The organism is Microbacterium sp. B24 (assembly GCF_000333415.1).
In the GTDB taxonomy this organism is placed as follows: Bacteria; Actinomycetota; Actinomycetes; order Actinomycetales; family Microbacteriaceae; genus Microbacterium.
Genome location: NZ_BADB01000424.1, coordinates 1 through 15,784, shown reverse-complemented (window position 1 = coordinate 15,784; position 15,784 = coordinate 1). Strand labels below are relative to the sequence as shown.

The 15,784-nt window shown below is 70.5% G+C and carries 16 protein-coding genes, 1 tRNA gene and 1 pseudogene; 9 read left to right on the top strand and 9 right to left on the bottom strand.

All coding sequences use genetic code 11. The annotated features are described in order from the left end of the window. Both I5I_RS12610 and I5I_RS12605 read right to left on the bottom strand, forming a co-directional pair. Positions 1-293, bottom strand: a pseudogene (locus I5I_RS12610) (DEAD/DEAH box helicase); the annotation flags it as partial. Then, on the bottom strand, positions 290-799 hold the full coding sequence (locus tag I5I_RS12605; RefSeq protein WP_083868026.1) for a DUF427 domain-containing protein: 510 nt from the start codon (positions 797-799) through the stop codon (positions 290-292). The pseudogene I5I_RS12610 and the gene I5I_RS12605, both read right to left, overlap by 4 nt. 36 nt (positions 800-835) lie before the next feature. Between I5I_RS12605 and I5I_RS12600 the strand changes: the two genes are divergently transcribed. Continuing rightward, entirely contained in the window at positions 836-1,432 is a 597-nt protein-coding gene (locus I5I_RS12600) for an LON peptidase substrate-binding domain-containing protein (protein WP_036320217.1), read from the top strand. 9 nt (positions 1,433-1,441) lie between these two features. Here I5I_RS12600 and I5I_RS17195 read toward each other — a convergent pair whose 3' ends face one another. Next, positions 1,442-1,966: a MarR family winged helix-turn-helix transcriptional regulator gene (locus I5I_RS17195; RefSeq protein WP_187289954.1), complete on the bottom strand. Its 525-nt coding sequence runs from the start codon at positions 1,964-1,966 to the stop codon at positions 1,442-1,444. Positions 1,967-2,081: 115 nt separating this feature from the next. Between I5I_RS17195 and I5I_RS12590 the strand changes: the two genes are divergently transcribed. Then, on the top strand, positions 2,082-2,759 hold the full coding sequence (locus I5I_RS12590; RefSeq protein ID WP_051039618.1) for a hypothetical protein: 678 nt from the start codon (positions 2,082-2,084) through the stop codon (positions 2,757-2,759). 16 nt (positions 2,760-2,775) lie between these two features. Here I5I_RS12590 and I5I_RS12585 read toward each other — a convergent pair whose 3' ends face one another. The 3 genes from I5I_RS12585 to I5I_RS12575 all read right to left on the bottom strand — a co-directional run bounded on the left by I5I_RS12585 (position 2,776) and on the right by I5I_RS12575 (position 5,755). After that, entirely contained in the window at positions 2,776-4,428 is a 1,653-nt protein-coding gene (locus I5I_RS12585; RefSeq protein ID WP_036320213.1) for a BCCT family transporter, read from the bottom strand. Between the two features lie 90 nt (positions 4,429-4,518). Next, positions 4,519-5,124, bottom strand: coding sequence for a dCTP deaminase (gene dcd, locus I5I_RS12580; RefSeq protein ID WP_036320211.1), 606 nt, complete (start codon positions 5,122-5,124; stop codon positions 4,519-4,521). A gap of 40 nt (positions 5,125-5,164) precedes the next feature. Then, positions 5,165-5,755 carry a TetR/AcrR family transcriptional regulator gene (locus I5I_RS12575; RefSeq protein WP_036320209.1) on the bottom strand — a complete coding sequence of 197 codons (591 nt, stop codon included), beginning with the start codon at positions 5,753-5,755 and terminating at the stop codon, positions 5,165-5,167. Between the two features lie 162 nt (positions 5,756-5,917). Here I5I_RS12575 and I5I_RS12570 point away from each other — a divergent pair, with 162 nt between their 5' ends. The 3 genes from I5I_RS12570 to I5I_RS12560 are packed head-to-tail and all read left to right on the top strand — an operon-like array spanning position 5,918 to position 7,751. Next, positions 5,918-6,514 carry a DUF6230 family protein gene (locus I5I_RS12570; protein ID WP_016464019.1) on the top strand — a complete coding sequence of 199 codons (597 nt, stop codon included), beginning with the start codon at positions 5,918-5,920 and terminating at the stop codon, positions 6,512-6,514. Then, a complete protein-coding gene (locus I5I_RS12565; protein WP_036320208.1) occupies positions 6,505-7,017 on the top strand; it encodes a DUF6114 domain-containing protein in 513 nt (170 codons plus the stop codon). The genes I5I_RS12570 and I5I_RS12565 overlap by 10 nt, the downstream gene beginning before the upstream one ends. Beyond that, positions 7,014-7,751 (top strand): hypothetical protein, encoded by a 738-nt coding sequence (locus I5I_RS12560; RefSeq protein ID WP_036320205.1) that lies wholly within the window; start codon positions 7,014-7,016, stop codon positions 7,749-7,751. The genes I5I_RS12565 and I5I_RS12560 overlap by 4 nt, the downstream gene beginning before the upstream one ends. A gap of 48 nt (positions 7,752-7,799) precedes the next feature. Here I5I_RS12560 and I5I_RS12555 read toward each other — a convergent pair whose 3' ends face one another. Beyond that, on the bottom strand, positions 7,800-8,636 hold the full coding sequence (locus I5I_RS12555) for an alpha/beta fold hydrolase (RefSeq protein ID WP_036320204.1): 837 nt from the start codon (positions 8,634-8,636) through the stop codon (positions 7,800-7,802). Between the two features lie 153 nt (positions 8,637-8,789). Here I5I_RS12555 and I5I_RS12550 point away from each other — a divergent pair. The 4 genes from I5I_RS12550 (at position 8,790) to I5I_RS12535 (ending at position 14,594) form a co-directional block, all read left to right on the top strand. Beyond that, positions 8,790-8,863, top strand: a tRNA-Gly gene (locus I5I_RS12550). 34 nt (positions 8,864-8,897) lie between these two features. Further along, complete coding sequence (locus I5I_RS12545) at positions 8,898-9,776, top strand: hypothetical protein (protein WP_036320202.1); 879 nt, start codon at positions 8,898-8,900, stop codon at positions 9,774-9,776. Between the two features lie 141 nt (positions 9,777-9,917). Beyond that, a complete protein-coding gene (locus I5I_RS12540) occupies positions 9,918-13,274 on the top strand; it encodes a glycoside hydrolase family 9 protein (RefSeq protein ID WP_051039617.1) in 3,357 nt (1,118 codons plus the stop codon). A gap of 159 nt (positions 13,275-13,433) precedes the next feature. Next, a complete protein-coding gene (locus I5I_RS12535; protein WP_036320223.1) occupies positions 13,434-14,594 on the top strand; it encodes a low temperature requirement protein A in 1,161 nt (386 codons plus the stop codon). Here I5I_RS12535 and I5I_RS12530 read toward each other — a convergent pair. Continuing rightward, positions 14,567-15,226, bottom strand: coding sequence for a peptidase M23 (locus I5I_RS12530; RefSeq protein ID WP_239640115.1), 660 nt, complete (start codon positions 15,224-15,226; stop codon positions 14,567-14,569). The genes I5I_RS12535 and I5I_RS12530 overlap by 28 nt on opposite strands. A gap of 89 nt (positions 15,227-15,315) precedes the next feature. Next, positions 15,316-15,784: EamA family transporter (locus I5I_RS12525; RefSeq protein ID WP_036320200.1), on the bottom strand; the 469-nt coding region annotated here is incomplete at its 5' end.

Genomic DNA, 15,784 nt, shown 5'->3' with positions numbered 1-15,784 from the left:
AAGGCCGCCGTCTTGCCCGTGNCCGTCTGCGCGGTGCCCAGCACGTCGCGGCCGGCGAGCAGCGCGGGAATCGTCGCCGCCTGGATCGCCGACGGCGTCTCGTAGCCGACATCTTTCAGCGCCTTCAGCACGGCGGCGTCGAGGCCGAGATCGGCGAAGCCGGGGGTCGACGGGATGTCGGTGGATGCCGCGGAGTCGGCGTCGGTCTGGGTGTCGGGCGCGGGCGCGGCCTCGAGGGGATCGGTCAAGCTGTCAGAGGCCATACACCCACGGTAGCCGTCCGGCGCCGTCACCACCCCATCGAACCCGGGATGCCCTTGTACGGGCCGAGCACGTTCGCCGTGATCCAGCCGCCGTAGAAGCCACCCGGCTGCGGCGTGACGACTTCCCCATCGACCGTGCACTCGTCCATCGCAGCGGCGTAGACCGCCACCCGGTCGCTCAGCGCCGCGTACCCCGGCGCGGGATGCGGATAGTTCCACGCGGCCTGTGCCCGCGTGATGCCGCCGCCGACCACGTCGAGATAGCGCGCGGCGCCCTTGAACTCGCAGAACGACGACCCCTCGGCATCCACGAGGGAGCCCGGCGCGAAGTCGGCGATCGGAAGGTAGTAGACGGGCGGGTGGCTCGTCTCGAGCACGCGCACGGCATCGTGGGTGTCGACGATGAGCTGGCCGCCGAGACGGATGGTCACACGCACGGGCACCGGCTCGACGCGTGGCGGGCGCGGATAGTCCCAGACCGACTCCTGTCCGGGGCCGGGAACGTCGGGGCGGATCGATGCGGGAAGGCGAGGCACGCGCCCACTGTACGTCCGTCGGTGTTGACTGGGCGCATGACCGTCATGCCGATGTTCCCTCTCGGATCGGTGCTCTTTCCCCACACACCCCTGCCGCTGCGCGTCTTCGAGCCGCGCTACCTGCGCCTGATGGGCGAACTGCTCGACAGCGATGATCCGCAGTTCGGGGTCGTCCTCATCGACCGCGGGCACGAGACCGGCGGCGGCGACCAGCGCTCCGGCATCGGCACACTGGCCCGCCTGGTCGATGTCGCCGCCGGCGCCGATGCCCTCCAGGTGGTCGCCATCGGCACCGACCGCTTCACCGTCGACCGCTGGCTCGACGACGACCCGTACCCCCGGGCGGAGGTCTCGCTGCAGGAGCCGCTGGCCTGGAACGACGCGCTGACGCCGCTGCGCACCGAGGCCGAGGCCATCGTGCGCCGCGTGCTCGGCCGCTTTCCCGATGCCCCCTGGGGCGCGCACATCGAGCTGTCGTCCGATCCCGTCGCCGCCGCCTGGCAGGTCGCCGCGATCGCGCCCCTGGTGGAGTACGACCAGCAGCGCCTGCTGCGGGCAACGACCATGGGCGGGCTGCTTCAGCAGATCATCGATCTGACGCTCGAGGTCGACGAGATCTGGCCCGAGGGGTGAGTCCCCGCCTCAGTCGCGCGGCCAGGCCGCAGCGAGCTTCGTGAGCAGGCGGGCCAGCTCCGCACGCTCGTCCGCGCTGAAATCGCTCAACGCCGCGGTCAGATGCTCGCGGCGCCGGCCCCGGAACCCGCGCGCGAACTGCTCTCCCACGGGCGTGAGAGCGATCCGGGTGCGACGGGCGTCGTCGGGGTCGGCTTCGCGCTGCACGAGGCCCATCTCGACGCTCTGCTGCACCAGCCGCGACGCCCGGGGTTGATCGACACCGATCGCCTCGCCCAGTTCGCTCACGCTCAGGGGGTGGGATGCCGCGTGCAGCGCCTCGATCAGACGCAGGCGCGCGGGGCCGCCGCCCATCCGCATCGCGGGGCCGCCCTCCGGCGGAGCGGGCCAGTGCCCGCGGGGGCCGAACCCGTGCGGAGCGCCGCGATGGGCTCCAGCGCCACCGGGCCGGGGTCCCCGCCCGCGCAGCCGGCCGAGGGCCGCATCGATCGCGTCGAGGTCCGTGGCGGAGGAGGGAGAGTCGGCATCCGTCATCCCTCAAATTTACATGTCGCTTGACATGTTCTCAGACTGCATGTCACACTACATGCACATGCACTTTGACATGCAAATGAGATCGCCCGGCGATCACCCGATGAAAGGACCTCCCATGGAGACCCCCACCGACACCCCTGACAGCACCCCCACCACCCCCGACCCCCGCGACTTCGTCCGCAGCGTCCGCGCGGTCGATCGCGCCCTCTGGCACGATCGCGCCCGGGCCCTCGCCGCCGACGGCATCCGTCCGCGCGAGGCGCGCCTTCTGCGTGCTCTCGCCTCCGAACAGGCGGCGGAACTGCTCACGCGCCTTCGCCAGCACCCCCATGGCGGCAAGGGCCTGCGTCGACTCGCCGAACGCGGCTGGATCGCCGAGACCGACGGCACCTGGTCGCTCACCGATGCGGGGCGCGACGCCGCGGACGGGCTGCGCCGGCACGCCGAGCAGTTCGACGCCCGCCTGCACGAGGCCGCGTCCGCGGAGGAGCTGGCCGCCGCCGGCGCCACCCTCGACGCCGTCGCCCGCGCGCTCGGCGCGCCGGACGACCTCGATGACGGCGGCCACCCGCGCCACCGTCGTGGATTCGGCCCCCGCGGGCACCGCTTCGGCCCCCACCAGCACGGCTTCGTACCCGGCGGACCGGGATTCGGACGCGGCATCCACCACCACGCCGGACCCGACGGCGAAGGATGCCGCGACCACTCACCCCGCCAGCGCGCCGCCGAGGGCGCCTACGAGCGCGGCTTCGCCGCCGGATTCAGCGCAGGGCGCTCCGCTGCGAGCGCCTGACCGCCTGCCCGCGCGGTCAGCGGGGCGGGCGGCGCCACCATCCCGGCATCCGTACGCCCTGCTCGTTGCCGTGTTCGACGTCGAGCCCGTAGTGCTCACCGACGTAGTCGACGAGCTGAGCACGCTGCGCACGGTCGTAGACCCGTCGCTCGCGCCGGAAGGCGATCACCGTCGACCAGCAGATGAGAAGCATCACGACGCTGAACGGCAGGGCGATCGTGACCGCCGCGGTCTGCAGCGCCGACAGCCCCCCGGCCAGCAGCAGGGCGACGGCCAGCACCGCCGTCGCGAGCGTGAAGAACACCCGCACCCACCGCTTCGGCTCGACGTCGCCGCCGGTGGCCAGCATGCCCATCACGAGCGCACCCGAGTCTGCCGAGGTGACGAAGAAGATGCCGATCAGCAGGATGGCGCCCACGGTCAGCACCGGTCCGGCCGGCAGGTGGGTGAACAGCTGGAAGAGTGCACCCTGCAGATCGACCGTGCCGTCGGCGGCGAGCATCGAGCCGGGCACGGTGAGCTCCTGGTACAGCGCCGAGCCTCCGAGAACGGCGAACCAGAGGATGCCGACGAGCGTGGGAACGATGAGCACGCCCAGTACGAACTCACGGACCGTCCGCCCCTTGCTCACCCGGGCGATGAAGATGCCGACGAAGGGCGCCCACGAGATCCACCAGCCCCAGTAGAACGACGTCCACGACGCCTGCCACTGCTCGCCGGCTGCGCCCTGGAAGGCGCTGACCGTGAAGCTCAGCCCGACGAAGTTCTGCAGGTAGGCGCCGATCGACTGCACCCACTCCCGCAGGAGGTACTCGGTGTGCCCCGCGAAGAGGATGAACACGAGCAGCGCCGCGGCGAGGATCAGGTTGAAGCTCGACAGCCACTTCATGCCCTTGCCGACGCCCGACAGCACCGACAGCAACACGAAGACCGTGATCACGCCGATGATCACGATCTGCATCGCGGTGTCGGGCGTACCGAGGCCCGCGCTGGACAGCCCCGCGCCGATCTGCATGACGCCCAGCCCCAGTGAGGTCGCGACACCGAAGACGGTGCCGACGAGAGCGAGGGTGTCGATCGCGTTTCCCCATGCCCCGCGCACGCGATGGCCGAGCAGCGGCTCCAGCGCCCAGCGGATGGAGATCGGACGGCGCCGGCGGTGGATCGCGTAGGCGAGGGCGACGCCGATCACGACGTAGATCGCCCACGCCTGCACACCCCAGTGCAGGTAGGTCTGGGTCAACGCGCTCTGCGCCAGCTGCGCGTCGGTGCCGGTGACGCCGGGACGCGGTGTGACGTAGTGGCTGAGCGGCTCGCTGACCCCGTAGAAGACGAGACCGATGCCCATCCCCGCCGCGAACAGCAGCGAGAACCAGGCTCCCAGGGAGAACTCGGGCTCGTCCTCGTCCTTGCCGAGTTTGATGTCGCCGAAGCGGCTGAAGCCCAGGACGAGCGCGAACGCGACGAAGAACGCGGCGATCAGGACGTAGTACCAGCTGAAGGTCCGGATGATCGCCCCCTGGATGGTGGCGAACGCGGCCTCCGCCGCCGCGGGGAAGAGCACCGCGAAGGCCGCGACGGCGACGATGATGACCACGGCCGGCCAGAACACCCAGCGGGCGAGGGGACGAGGAGCGAGCGGGTCGGCGGCCGGGGCGATCTCCGTCATCGTTCCAGGGTAGCCAGGCCGGCGGCGACGACCGAGACCTGGCCTCCGCGCGGCCACTCTGCTAGAGCGACGGGCCCGCCCGTCGTGCGCTCAGGCCCCCCGCGACCCGGCGTCCGTCGCGCCGACATCGGTGCGGTGGAAGTTCTGGAACGACCGCGACGCGGTCGGACCCCGCTGACCGTGATAGCGGTTGAGGTACGGGCCCGTTCCGTAAGGGTTCTCTGCCGCAGAGGACAGACGGAAGAAGCACAGCTGACCGATCTTCATCCCCGGCCACAGCTTGATCGGCAGCGTCGCGACGTTCGACAGCTCGAGGGTGACGTGACCGGAGAATCCGGGGTCGATGAAGCCCGCGGTCGAGTGCGTCAGCAGTCCGAGGCGCCCGAGCGAGGACTTCCCCTCCAGGCGCGCGGCGATGTCGTCGGGCAGCGTCACCTGTTCGAACGTCGAGCCGAGGACGAACTCGCCCGGGTGCAGGATGAATGGCTCGTCGGGGCGCACCTCGATGAGGTGGGTGAGATCGGGCTGGTCCTCGGCGGGATCGATGAAGGGGTACTTGTGGTTGTCGAACAGCCGGAAGTAGCGATCCAGACGCACGTCCACGCTCGACGGCTGCACCATCGCGGCATCCCACGGGTCGAGTCCGACGCGGCCGGAGGAGATCTCGGTGCGGATGTCGCGGTCACTGAGCAGCACGCGGCCAGCCTACTGGCCGCACGGCGACAGCGCGGCGCGCTCAGCGGTCGACGGATGCCGCGATCGCCAGCGCCGAACGCGACAGGAAGGCGACGATCTCACCGGCGGGCCGGTCGGATTCGAGCCCGAGCTCGATGAGCACGTCCTCGGCGAACGCGACCCAGGCGCGTGCGGCCACCGACAGCATGGGCGAGTCGGCGTGACCCAGCTCGTGGAACACGTCGACGATGCGGTGCGCGTTCTCGTCGCGGGCCTCGTCGACGAGTTGGCGGACGACGGGGTCGCCGCTGGCGACACCTCGCACCAGCGAATAGAAGGTGCCGCGATGCGCGCGTACGAAGGCGACGATCCGCTCGATCGTGTCGTCGAGGCGGGCACGCGGAGCCAGCTCCGCGCGCGGGGCGGATGCCGCGATCAGCGCGTCGCGGGCGGTCGTGACCACCGCGGTGTGCAGGCCCTGCCGGGTGCCGAAGTAGTGGAACACCAGTGCGCGCGAGACATCCTCGCGCTCGGCGAGCGCCTCGATGGTCAGCTCGTCCAGCGGCTGCGACGCGAGGAACGCGACGCCCGAGGCGATCAGCTGGGCACGCCGATCTTCGCGCGACAGACGACGCCGCTGCTCCGTGGACATGTCCTCGACCCTACCGAGGCGGTGGGCGCGGTCCCACGGCCACTTTTCGTGAGAGTTCTCTCACAGAGGCGCCTCCCTTATTGACTGATTGTCAATTGAGGCGCACAGTCGATGATCGAACGCGTCGGCAGCGGAGCCGGCGCCCCGGCATCCGGAGGATCGATGAGACTCTCGAACCCGACTCGCTCCCGCGCGGGACGCATCACCCTCGCCACCATTCCCGTCGTCCTCGCCTCCACGTTCCTCCTCGGCGGCGTCGCGCAGGGCGCCGTTCCGGTCTCCTTCGCCGTCTCCGGCAGCCAGTTCCAGATCAGCGCGTCCAAGCTCGAGGGCACCGGGTTCTCGCAGTATGCGGGCGTGACGCAAGACACGGCGGGCGGCTCGCACAACGTCGCGATCGCCAACATCGCGTCGGCGCAGCTCTACGATCTCTGCCAATCCGTGATCTCCGACACCCCGCTCGGCAAGGTGGGTGTGCTCATCACGGCCGGTGGCGGCGGCAACCCCGCCACCGCCAGCGACCTGCAGATCGGCATGACCGACCTCAAGGGCGATTCATCGTTCTCCAACATCCGCATCGGCGTCGACGCCTCCACCGTGAACACCGCGGCGAAGGGCTCGGCGGGAGACTTCGCCCAGGATGCCGACAGCGTCACGATCAACAACCTCCAGCAGATCTCGTGGAGCACGCAGGCTTCGGTCTTCACGCTCACCGGAATGTCGCTGAAGCTGACGGACGGGTCGAGCGGATGCTTCTGACACGCCGGGCCGCGCGCAGCGCTGAGCCCACTGCCGAGCCCGCATCCGAGCCCGAGGACCGGACAGAGCCGACGCCCACGGGCGATCGACCGGCGCGCGCGTGGCGGAAGGATCGGCCGCTCGTGGGCGGCATCCTGCTCATCGTCGGCGGCCTCGCGATGTTCGGGTCGAGTCAGCTCGACTTCGGACGCCTGCACATCCACCTCGGCATCGAGGGACTGCAGGCGGTCGTGATCCCGCTGCTGCTCATCGTGCTGGGCGCCCTCGTGATCGCCACGCCGGCGCACCGCATCCTGTACGGCGTGATCGCGCTGGCGACGAGCGTCTACTCGATCGTGGGGGTGAACCTGGGCGGGTTCCTGATCGGGTTCGTGCTGTCGGCGGTCGGCGGCATCCTCGCGGTGTCGTGGATGCCGAGAGCCGCGCGCACCGCGAAGTCGGAGCCGACGGCTGAGGCGGATGCCGAGGAGGCGATCGTCCCCGACGAGGCGGTCACGCGATGACCACGCGGCGCGCTCGTTCCGCGCTGCGGGCGGCCGCGCTCATCGCGCTCGTGCCGAGCGCCGTCGGTGCCGCAGCCCTGCCCGCGGCAGCCGCCGAGACCTCCGGCGCACGGCCCACCGAGTGGTGCATTCCGATCATCATGCCCTGCCACTCGTCGCCGTCCCCGACGCCCAGTCCGTCACCGTCGGCGAGCGCGTCGGTTCCCGGCACCCCGAGCCTGCCGACCATCCCCGGCCTTCCGGAGCCCGGGCAGCCCTCGCCGTCTCCGTCGCCGTCGGAAGGCACCACCCCGCCGGCGGTGGCGCCCATCGCCGACGAGCAGGGTCCCGTCTTCACGCAGCCGTCGGCCCAGCTCGGCTCGAAATCGCTGTCGTTCAGCGGGCTGCGCGGCATCTCGGTCGTGACCGTTCCCCTCGCGGACGGGTCGCGGACGACGGCGTTGAAGCTCGAAGCCGACCGCATCACGATCTCCGGATTCAGCCTGACCGTCCGGCGCGACACCGGCCCCATCTTGACGACGACGGCCGACACGATGACCCTCGACGGGCACGTGGCCGTCTACATCAACTCGCTCAGCGCGACGCTTCCGGGCGGAAAGCTGCTCACGCTGGGCGCCGACACCCCGCCGCCCGCCGAAGGCCTCGACTCGATGTTCGGCGTGACCCTCGGCCTCGTCGGATCGACGGCCGATTCGATCACCTACACGAACACGGTGCAGCACCTGTCGGAGTGACGGGGAGTGCGGCGCCCGGCGCAAAGCGGGCGGTTCGCGACCGGGTGGTCAGGACTGGATGAACGCGAGGATGTCGGGGTTGATGACGTCCGCGTGCGTGGTCAGCATGCCGTGCGGGTAGCCCTCGTAGATCTTGAGGGTCGAGTTCTGCAGCAGCTGGTGCTGCAGAAGCGCCGCGGCCTTGTACGGCACGACCTGGTCGTCGTCACCCTGCAGCACGAGCACCGGCACGGTGATGGCCTTGAGATCTTCGGTCTGGTCGGTCTCGGAGAACGCCTTGATGCCGAGATAGTGGGCCTGTGCGCTGCCGGTCATTCCCTGCCGCCACCAGTTGTCGATGACGGGCTGGGACGGCGTGACACCCTCGCGGTTGAAGCCGTAGAAGGGGCCGGACGCCACGGCCTCGAAGAACTCGGCGCGGTTGGCTGCGAGAGCCTCACGGAAGCCGTCGAACACCCCCAGCGGGGTGCCCTCGGGGTTGCTGTCGCTCTGCAGCATGATCGGGGGCACGGCGGCGACGAGCACGGCCTTGGCGACGCGCCCCTGGGGCTCGCCGTACTTCGCGACGTAGCGCGCGACCTGGCCGCCTCCCGTGGAGTGGCCGATGTGGACGGCGTTTCGCAGGTCGAGGTGCTCGACGACGGCGCTCACGTCACTGGCGTAGTGGTCCATGTCATGACCGGTGGCGATCTGCGACGAGCGCCCGTGGCCGCGGCGGTCGGAGGCGACGACGCGGTAGCCCTTGTCGAGGAAGTAGAGCAGCTGCGCGTCCCAGTCGTCGGACGAGAGGGGCCAGCCGTGGTGGAAGACGATGGGCTGGGCGTCGGCGCTGCCCCAGTCCTTGTAGTAGATCTCCGCGCCGTCTTCGGTGGTGACGTAGGCCATGATCGGTCCTCCGGGTCGTGTGGATGGGTGCGCTCGATCTGAGCGTGTTCACGCTAACCGCGGCATCCACTGACCTGTTCCTACATCTGTACAGACGTTCGGGGCTGCGGCTTTCGTGGGTATGCTGGACGGGCACGGCCGTCAGGTCGTCACGGGGCTGTAGTTCAATGGCAGAACTTCTGCTTCCCAAGCAGACAGCGCGGGTTCGATTCCCGTCAGCCCCTCCACCGGCTCCCCCACCGGCCTCATAGGCTGGAAGCCATGAGCCTCACCGATCCGAAAGCCGTGGCCGCCGAACGGGATCGAAAGCTCGTCGGCTCGCCGCGCGCACTGACGGCCACCATCCTCTGGGGACTCGCGGGGTTCGCGGCGGCAGCGATCGTCGGCTTCGGCATCGGCGGTTTCTTCGACCAGGTGCGCATCGTGTCGCTCAACAGCGTGTTCAGCACCTGGGACGGCGGCATCCCCGTCGCCGTCCGATCGACGGCGCTGCCGGTGGGCATCATCGGCAGCATCATCACGATGGGCGCCTACTCGGCGTGGAACCATCGCTACACGGGCCGGCGCACGTACTACGCCTTTCTCGGCCCGGCATCGATCGTCCTTCTCGGCCTCGCGACCGGCGTGCTCCTCTCGCTGCCGATGTGGGCGACGCCGGATGCCGTGGGCGTCGCCGTCGACCCCGTCTTCCACGAGGACGAGGCCTGGGGCGTCGGCGCGTGGATCATGTACGCGGGCATCTGGTGGCTGCCCGGCATCTTCATCGCCCTGGGTCTCACGAGCATCATCGGCCGCCTGCGCGCGCAGCGCTTCCGCCGGCGCAACGCCGACCTGGCCGCTGAACTCCTGACCACCGGCCGCCTCGTCGACGCCGAGGTCACCTCGTCGCCGCAGCTGTCAACCGAGGCCATGGCCGCCTCGCGCGCGGCGGTGTCCCTCACCTTCGCGTTCGACGACGCTCAGGGCGCGCGCCGCTGGGTCACGTGCCTGGCCCTCCTGCCGCCGCGCGACGTACCCGCCGAGGGCGAGACGCGTCCGCTCGTGTTCGACCCCCGCACTCCGGCGGAGGCGAAGCGTATCTTCGTCTCGCCGACCGGCGATCTCGAGCCCTCGGCATTCGTCGCCGTGCGCGCCGCGTAACACCGTCGACCCCTCACACCCGGGCCGCTGGCCTCCCTGATGCGTTCGCATAGATTCTGCTATGTTTCGTGGGAGCGCTCTCTGAGAGCGCTCCCACGCGTCGCAACGACGGCGGCGTCATCACAGAGCGAAGGAGCCTGCATGCATGCGAGAAGAGGGCGCCTCCGGCGCCTGACGGCCGTCCTCGTCGTCGGAGCCCTGATCGGAGGAGCCGCTGCCGCGCTTCCCGCAGCGGCGTCGGCGGTGGGCGTCGAGAACCTGGTCCTCAACGGAGACATCGCCGCAACGACCGATCACTGGTGGTCGAGCGCGGGCTCCCTCACGACAGAAGACGGCGCCCTGCGCGCTGACTTCCCCGCCTCCACGAACCCCTGGGAGGTGATCGTGGGGCAGGGCGGCGTCGCGCTCGTCGCCGGCACCGAGTACGCGTTCTCGGCCAAGGTCCGCGCCGACCGCACCGGAATCACGCTACGCACGCAGGTCGCGCCCACGACGCCCAACGCCACCTTCAGCACCTACACCGCGATCGAGACGCCGCTGACCGCCGACTGGCAGGAGGTGACCGCGAGGTTCACGGCCGAGGACTTCGGGCAGGGCACCGCCTCCGACGTGCAGTTCCGCCTCGGCGGCAACGCCGCCGGCACGTTCTGGCTCGACGACGTCTCGATCGTCGCGACCGGCATCGGCGGTGGAAACGGCGGCGGCACCGACCCCACCGAACCCACCGAACCGACCGTCGGCACCGATCAGCTGCTGCCCAACCCCACCTTCGCGACGGGGACGAGCCCCTGGTGGACGGCCGGAGCGGTCACCCTCTCCAACCCCGATCAGCAGATGTGTGCCACCATCGGCGCCGACACCGCCAACGTCTGGGACCTGCTGCTCGGACACAACGACATCCCGATGCCCGGCGACACGGCCTTCCGGCTGAGCTTCACGGCATCCGCCGTCGCCCCCGGCGGATCGCCCGCCACGCTGAACGCCTCGACGCAGGTCGGCACGTACTCCGGCCCCGACCAGGTGTCGTGGCTGCAGAAGTCGTTCGAGCTCACCGCCACGCCCACGCCGCAGTCGTTCACCTTCACGACCACCGCGGCCGACACCTTCCACCTCGGGCAGATCCAGTTCCGCATCGGCGGGATGCCGAGCGGCACCGTCGTCTGCGTCGACGACGTCACCCTCACCGGAACGAAGTACACCTACCGCGCCGACACCGGCCCGGCCGTGAAGGTGAACCAGGTCGGCTACCTCACTCGAGGACCCAAGCGCGCGACGGTCGTCACCGACGCCACCACACCGCTGGAGTGGTCGCTGCAGGCGCCGGGCGGCGCGATCGTGGCCACCGGCACGACCACCCCTGCCGGCCTCGATCCGAGCGCGGGCACGAACGTGCACACCGTCGACTTCGGCGGGGTGCACGCCCCCGGCACGGGGTACACCCTCCACGTCGGCGATCAGCAGAGCTTCCCGTTCGCCATCTCCGACGACGTCTTCCAGTCGCTGCGCACCGACTCGCTGCGCTTCTTCTACACGAACCGCTCGGGCATCGCGATCGACGGCGCCATCGCCGGCGCCGAGTACGCGCGTCCGGCCGGTCACCTCGGCGTCGCCCCCAACCAGGGCGACACCGACGTGGCCTGCCTCGAGCCGCAGACCTGGTCGGACGGCTGGACGTGCACCGACCGCCACGATGTGAGCGGCGGCTGGTACGACGCGGGCGACCACGGCAAGTACGTCGTCAACGGCGGCATCGCCGTCGCGCAGCTGCTGTCGGCGTGGGAGCGCGCCAAGGCCGCCAGCACCACGGCATCCCTCGCCGACGGCACTCTCGCGGTGCCCGAGCACGGCAACGGCGTTCCCGACATCCTCGACGAGGCCCGGTGGGAGCTCGAGTGGATGCTGAAGATGCAGGTACCGGCCGGCGACCCGCTCGCGGGCATGGCGTGGCACAAGGTGACCGACCGCAACTGGACCGGACTGCCGCTGCTGCCCGACCAGGACCCGCAGGAGCGCCTGCTGCACCGCCCGTCGACCGCGGCGACGCTCAACCTCGCCGCGGTCGCGGCACAGGGCTCGCGCCTGTTCGCCGAGTTCGACCCCGCGTTCGCGGCCCGGTTGCTCACCGCGGCCGAGACGGCGTACGAGGCGGCTCGCACCAACCCGGTGCTGCTCGCCCCGGCGGAAGACGGCACCGGCGGCGGCACGTACGACGACGACGACGTGACCGACGAGTTCTACTGGGCGGCCGCCGAGCTGTACCTCACGACGGGCGCGGGCGACTACCGCACCGACGTCGAGACGAACCCCCTGCACCTCGCGATGAACACCGATGCCGACATCTTCACCGCCGGCGGGTTCTTCTGGGGCGATGTCGCGGCGCTCGCACGCATGCAGCTCGCACGCTTCGGGGCCGACCTGCCGGACATCGCGCAGATCCGCCAGTCGGTGGTGGATGCCGCCGACGCGCTCATCGCGGATCAGAAGGCGCAGCCGTTCGGTCAGCCCTACGCGCCGAAGGAGGGCCTCTACGACTGGGGATCCAACTCGGCCGTGCTCAACAACCAGGTCGTCATCGCGACGGCGTTCGACCTCACGCACCGGCCGCGCTACGCGGACGCCGTGATCGAAGGCTACGACTACCTGTTCGGGCGCAATCTGCTCGCACAGTCGTACGTCACCGGCTACGGCACGAAGTACTCGCAGAACCAGCACAGCCGGTGGTACGCCCACGCGCTCGATCCGTCGCTGCCGCACCCGCCGAAGGGCACGGTGGCGGGTGGACCGAACTCCTCCATCCAGGACCCGGTGGCGGGCGCCTGGCTGCAAGGGTGCGCGGCGCAGGCGTGCTACGTCGACGACATCGGAGCGTGGTCGGTCAACGAGATCACCGTCAACTGGAACTCGGCACTCGCCTGGGTCGCCTCCTTCGTCGGCGATCTCGGTGACGGCTACGTCGCCGTGACCCCGATCGCACGCCCCGACACGGCCAGCGGCCCCGCGGGCGCACCGATCAGCATCGCACCGCTGGCGAACGACGAACCGGGCGATCCCGACGTCCCGTTCGACCCCGCCACCCTCACCCTCGCCGAATCGGAGGAGTTCGAGACGTTCGCCCGCGCGAGCGTCACCGCGGCGGATGCCGGGATCGTCCGCCGTATCACCGTGACCGGCGGCCGGTACGACCTCGTCGGCGACCGGATCGTCTTCACCCCCGACGCCGGCTACACGGGAAGCCCGGCTCCCGTGACCTATCGGGTGGCCGACACCCGTGGCACGGTCGTCTCCTCGACGTTTGCCCCCACCGTGACGGCGGTCGTGGACGGCGGGACCGATCCGGGCGCCGGGACCGGCACGGCAGGAACGGCCACGGGAACGACCGGGACGTCGGCGGCATTGGCGAGCACCGGGGGCGACGCCCGCCCCTGGACCGCCCTGGCGGGCATCGCCGTGCTGCTCATCGCCGCGGGCGCGGTGCTCCTGCGGCGCCGCCGCGCCTGAGCCACCGCGACCCGGTGGGGTCGGGGACACGCTCCCCGGCCCCACCGACGTCGACGCGCCTGGTATCTTTCCCCGTGCCGCGCACCGCACGGAGGCGGCGATCGGGGGATCATGACGCACGACGCCGCTCCGCACCGCACACGCTGGGGCCTGCGACGGATGACAGCGCGCGACGCGGGCGAGCAACACCGCGCCGCCAGCCCGCTCGAGCTCTTCTTCGACCTGGTGTTCGTGGTCGCCGTGTCTCTGTCGTCCCAACAGCTGCACCACATGGAATCGCACGGCCACCTCGGCGCGGGGGTGGGCAGCTACCTCATGCTCTTCTTCGCCATCTGGTGGGCGTGGATGAACTTCACCTGGTTCGGCACCTCGTTCGCGGTGGACGACTGGGCCTACCGCGTGACGACCATCGTGCAGATGGCGGGAGTGCTCGTCCTGGCCAGCGGCAGCGCTGCCGCGATGGAACATCAGGACTTCACGATCGTCACTCTCGGCTACGTGATCATGCGGTTGGCGATGGTGGGGCAATGGCTGCGCGCGGCGGCATCCGTGCCCGAGTTCCGTCGCGTCTGCCTGCGCTACGCCGCCGGCATCACCGTCGTGCAGGTCGCGTGGGTGCTGCGGCTGCTGCTCCCACCGACGGCGGGCCTCGTCGCGTTCTTCGTGCTGGTGGCGGCCGAGGTGCTCGTGCCGGTCTGGGCCGAGCATCGCGAACACGCACCGTGGAACGCCCACCACATCACCGAGCGCTACAGCCTGTTCACCCTCATCCTCCTCGGCGAGTCGATCCTGGCCTCGGCGGGAGCCATCATCGCCGCGCTCCAGGAGCAGGAGCACCTGACCGAACTGATCGTCGTGTCGGCAGCGGGCCTCGTCATCGCCGCCGGCATGTGGTGGGTGTACTTCTCCCGCGAGCACACCGGACACATCCGCACCCTCGGCTCCTCGATCCGCTACGGCTACTTCCACTACGCGATCTTCGCCGCCGCCGGCGCCTTCTCGGCCGGCATCGAGATCGCGGTCGACGACATCGGTCATGAGGCGCACCTGTCGAGCATCGCCGCCCATGCGACCCTGACGGTTCCCGTGGTGCTCTTCGTTCTCGGCATCTGGGCACTGAACCTGCGCAGCCAGCTGACCGCGACCGGAAACACGATCCTGCTGCTCGGCGTGGCGGCGATCGGCGGGGCGACCTTCCTGCCGTCATCGCTCGGCATGCTGCTGGTCGCCGCAGCCGGAACCGTGGCCGCGGTCGTCGCGGTCGAGACAGGACGACCCCAGGGGCAGGCCCGTCAGAGGCAGGTGTCGACGACGGTCTGATCGTCGAGCACGGCGACGATCCGCTCGGCCAGCGGCCAGTACGGGGCGTAGTGCGTCGGATCGCGATTGATCTGCACCCGATGGGCGACCTCCGTGGGCGCCGTCGCCGACCGCTCGGGCTCGGGCACCTTCTCGACCATGGCGCGGTAGAACAGGCTCGCCGCCGTGTAGGGATCGAGCCGCTGCTCCCGCGTTCCCCAGCTGTCCTGCTGCTGGAAGAGACCGATCGAGGTCGTGCGTGAGCCGTCGGGGTTGGTCACCCCGCTCGTCTCCCAATCGCCGTAGTCGATGTTCTGCAGACTGGACTCCCCCAGCGCCGTCATCACTGCGATCGTCTGGTCGCGCGCAGGCAACCCCGCGTCGCGTCCGGCCGCCACGATGCTGCGCGCGTTGTCCAGCTGCTGCCGTCCGAATCCCTCCGCCTCCGCGCAGACCGCGGCATGACGGACGGCCTGACCGATCGCCACCCCCGCGACGCCGAGACCGGTGGCGAGCACCGCCACGACCGCCCACGCGAGTGCCCGGCGACGTCGCAGCTGACGTCGCCGCCGGGCGCTGAGGGCCGGACGGCGACGAACGGGCCGACGCCTCGTCGAGCCGCCGCGGCCGGATGTCGAGGAGCGCGAGGTCACCGCGGCATCCTGTCACGCGCGACTATCCGTCACCCGAACGTCGGCTGATCACCGCCCGCAGGGCTTCCGGCAGCGGGGAGGCTTTCGACTCAACCGATGGGCTCGACGGCAGCGCGAACACGGCGTCCAGCGGCGCGCACGGCTCCGATGGATGCCGCGATCACCATCACGATTCCCACGATCTCGAGCCACGCCAGGTGCTGTCCGAGCAGCGCCCACCCGGCCAACGCCGCCACTGCCGGGGCGAGCGACATCAGGATGGCGAACGCCGCCGCCGGAAGCCGGCGCAGGGCGATCAGCTCGAACGCGTACGGCAGGGTCGACGACAGCAGGGCGACCGCAGCGCCGAGCCCGAGCATCTCCGGTCGCAGCAGCGCTGCGCCCGCCTGGACGATGCCGAACGGCAGCGACAGGAGGGCGCCGATGGCCATCGCGACGGCCAGACCGTCCAGGCGCGGGAACGCCGCGCCGACACGCGCCGACGCAAGGATGTAGATCGCCCAGCTCGCCGCGGCTCCGAGGGCGGACTCTAGAGGATCCCCGGGACCGAGCTCGAAT